The organism is Agromyces albus (assembly GCF_004134825.1).
In the GTDB taxonomy this organism is placed as follows: Bacteria; Actinomycetota; Actinomycetes; order Actinomycetales; family Microbacteriaceae; genus Agromyces; species Agromyces albus.
In genome coordinates this window covers 1-3483 of record NZ_SDPN01000089.1, presented here as the reverse complement: position 1 = coordinate 3483, position 3483 = coordinate 1, and the positions used below count along the sequence as shown (strand labels likewise).

Annotated in this window: 4 protein-coding genes; all 4 read left to right on the top strand. The window is 72.6% G+C overall.

What is annotated here, in order from left to right:
* Positions 1-612 (top strand): amidase family protein (locus ESP51_RS20285; protein ID WP_241843286.1); only part of this gene is annotated, 612 nt, incomplete at its 5' end.
* Between the two features lie 91 nt (positions 613-703).
* Positions 704-1891, top strand: coding sequence for a pyridoxal-phosphate-dependent aminotransferase family protein (locus ESP51_RS20280; protein WP_129522667.1), 1188 nt, complete (start codon positions 704-706; stop codon positions 1889-1891).
* Positions 1888-3177, top strand: a complete 1290-nt coding sequence (locus ESP51_RS20275) for an allantoate amidohydrolase (protein WP_129522666.1) — start codon at positions 1888-1890, stop codon at positions 3175-3177. The genes ESP51_RS20280 and ESP51_RS20275 overlap by 4 nt, the downstream gene beginning before the upstream one ends.
* A partial coding sequence (locus ESP51_RS20270) for a MurR/RpiR family transcriptional regulator (protein ID WP_164990621.1) occupies positions 3174-3483 on the top strand: 310 nt, incomplete at its 3' end. The genes ESP51_RS20275 and ESP51_RS20270, both read left to right, overlap by 4 nt.

Below are 3483 nucleotides of genomic sequence, written 5' to 3'. Positions count from 1 at the left end.
GTCGGCGCCCGGCTCGTGACGGCGGCGGCGCTCGCCGAGTCGGCGACGCCCGACGTCGCGCGCGCGTTCGCGAGGGCCGTCGATGCGCTCGCCGGGGGCGGCTCCGACCTCTCGGAGCTCGACGATGCGGCGTTCGGCGGCGACGCCCTCGATGCGCTGTACGCCGCGTTCCGCACGGTCCAGGCGTCGGAGGCATGGGCGGCGCACGGTGCGTGGATCCAAGCGCATCCGGGGGCCCTGGGGGCGGATGTCGCGGCCCGCTTCGAATGGGCCGCAGCGATCACGTCCGAGGCGGCGTCCGATGCCCGCGCCCGGCTCGAGGCAGCGCGACGGGCACTCGATGCCGCGCTCGGCGACGCCGTGCTGGTGCTGCCGTCGGCGGCATCCGTCGCCCCCGCCGTCGATGCCGCCGGCGCCGAGATCGAGGCGATACGCGCTGCGACCCTCAGGATGACCGCCGTCGCCGGCGCCACCGGGCGGCCGGCGGTGTCGGTGCCAGGACTCACGGCCGACGGCGCGCCGATCGGCGTGTGCTTCGTGGGGCCCCGCGGCAGCGATCTCGCGCTCGTCGGCGCAGCGATCGGCTGGGCGGAGCACCTGAAACACGCCTGAAACGAGTGTTGCGTAGACTAGTGCCCTGAAACACGAGATTCAGGGAGTCATCATCGCCGTCGCACCGATCAACCCGCCCCCTCGCCTGCTCATGGGCCCCGGTCCGGTCAACGCCGACCCGCGTGTGCTGCGCGCGATGTCGGCCCAGCTCATCGGGCAGTACGACCCGGCTATGACCGCGTACATGAACGAGACGATGGAGCTCTATCGCGGGGTGTTCCGCACGAGCAACGCGGCGACGCTCCTGGTCGACGGCACCTCGCGAGCGGGCATCGAAGCGGCGATCGTCTCCCTCGTCGCCCCCGGCGACCGGGTGCTCGTGCCGATCTTCGGTCGCTTCGGCCACCTCCTCGCCGAGATCGCCGGACGCGCCGGAGCCGAGGTGCACACGCGCGAGATCGAGTGGGGCGGCGTCTTCACGTCGGCGGCGATCGAGCAGGCGATCGTCGAGGTGAAGCCCGCGCTCCTCGCGGTCGTGCACGGCGACACGTCGACCACCGTGGCGCAGCCGCTCGACGAGCTCGGCGAGATCTGCGAGCGCCACGGCGTGCTCTTCTACACGGATGTCACCGCCTCGCTCGGCGGCAACGCCTTCGAGATGGACGCCTGGGGCCTCGATGCCGCGACGGCCGGCCTGCAGAAGTGCCTCGGCGGGCCTTCTGGAAGCTCGCCGATCAGCCTCTCCCCGAAGGCGGTCGCACGCATCGAGGCGCGAAAGAGCGTCGAGGCCGGCATCCGCGCCGAGGGCGATGCCGTGCGCGACGACCCGATCCGATCGAACTACTTCGACCTCGCGATGATCCTCGACTATTGGGGGGAGAAGCGGCTCAACCACCACACCGAGGCGACGTCGATGCTCTACGGCGCGCGCGAGTGCGCCCGCCTGCTCGTCGAGGAGGGCATGGATGCCGCGATCGAGCGTCACCGGCTCCACGGTGCCGCGATGGCGCAGGGGGTCGCCGCGCTCGGCCTTCGGATCTTCGGCGATCGCGCCCATCGCATGAACAACGTCGTCGGGGTCTTCATCCCCGACGGCGTCGACGGCGACCGGGTGCGCACGGCGTTGCTCGAGGACTTCGCGATCGAGATCGGCACCTCGTTCGGACCGTTGCACGGCAAGATCTGGCGCATCGGCACCATGGGCTTCAACGCTCGCAAGGATGCCGTGCTCACGACGCTCGCCGCGCTCGAGCAGGTGCTCCGCGCCGAAGGGCACCGACTCACCGCGGGCGCCGGCGTCGGCGCGGCACGCGACGTCTACGCGGAGGCGGTGGCGTGACCTCGCGGCTCGCACCCGATTCGCTCACGGTCGCGGAGCGGGTGCTCGACCGCTGCGACGAGCTCGCGGCGATCTCGTCGAGTCCCGAGCTGCTCGAGCGCGTGCACCTCTCGCCAGAACATCGCAAGGCGAACGACCTCGCGGCCGGATGGATGGAGGAGGCCGGGCTCACCGCGTGGCAGGATGCCGGCGGCAACCAGTGCGCCCGGCTCGAGGGCGTCGATCCCGGCCTGCCGGCACTGCTGCTCGGCTCTCACCTCGACACCGTGCGCGACGCGGGCAGGTACGACGGCATGCTCGGCGTGCTCCTCGCCATCGAGGTCGCTGCGCGCTTCGCCCGGCGCGGCGAGCGGCTGCCGTTCGCGCTCGAGGTCGTGGGGTTCACGGATGAAGAGGGCACCCGGTTCGGCAACGCCCTGCTCGGCAGCCGCGCGCTCGCCGGCGAGTTCGATCCCGAGTGGTGGGAGTCGCGCGACCGCGACGGCCTCACCCTCCGCGAGGCGCTGATCGACTTCGGCCTCGACCCGTCGCGCATCCCGGGCGCCGCGCGACGCCCCGAGTCGCTCGTCGGCTACCTCGAGGTGCACATCGAGCAGGGCCCCTACCTTGAGGACGCCGACCGGGCGCTCGCCGTGGTCTCCTCGATCGCGGGCGCACGTCGATTCGAGTTCACGATGACGGGCGTGGCCGGCCATGCCGGCGGCACGCCGTACGACCGGCGCCGCGACGCGCTCGTCGGCGCGAGCGAACTCGTTGTCGGCATCGAGGAGATCGGCCGCGGATCCGGGGTGATCGCGACCGTCGGCCGCTTGCAGGCCTTCCCGGGCGGCGTCAACGTGATTCCGGGCCGGGTCGACTTCAGCCTCGACCTGCGCGCCGAGTCCGACGAGGATCGCGACCGGGCGCTCGCCGACATCCGCCGCCGTGCCCGCGAGATCGCCGAGCGCCGTGGGCTGCGCTTCGAGTCGCGTGAGATCTACCGCGCCGACTCCACGCCGTGCGCGGAGTGGCTGCGCGATGCGGTGGCGAGCGGCATCCGCCACACCGGCGACGCGGAGCCGATGACCCTCTGGAGCCGCGCAGGGCACGACGGCATGGCCGTGAGCGCGGTCACCGACATCGCGATGCTCTTCGTGCGCTGCGGAAACGGCGGCATCAGCCATCACCCCGACGAGGCGGTGACGCTGCAGGATGTCGCGCTCGCCCTCGATGCGTTCGAGGCGGCGGTGCTCGCGGTCGCCGATCGCGTGCGGGCCGAGCCCGAACGACTCGGCGGCGCGCGATGACGACGGCTCCGGCTCCGGTGTCGGGAGCCGTCGGCGACATCGAGCACCGGATCGAGGCGGCGGTGCCCCGGCTCACTCCGCAGGAGCAGCGCGTCGCCGAGTTCATCCTCGATCACGTGAGCGAACTCGCCGTGTACAACTCAAGCGAACTGGCCGGCATGAGCGGCGTCTCGAAGGCGACCGTGAGCCGCCTGTACCGGCGGCTCGGGTTCGCGAGCTCGCACGAGGTACGCGAGCACGTGCTGGCCCGGCGGAGCGCCGGCACGCCGCTCGGGGCCGCGGGCGCGCCCGCCGCCTCGCCCGAGG

Excerpts from the sequence above, each read along its gene's own strand:
- ESP51_RS20280 (WP_129522667.1), top strand. The coding sequence starts at position 704 with ATGGGCCCCGGTCCGGTCAACGCCGACCCGCGTGTGCTGCGCGCGATG.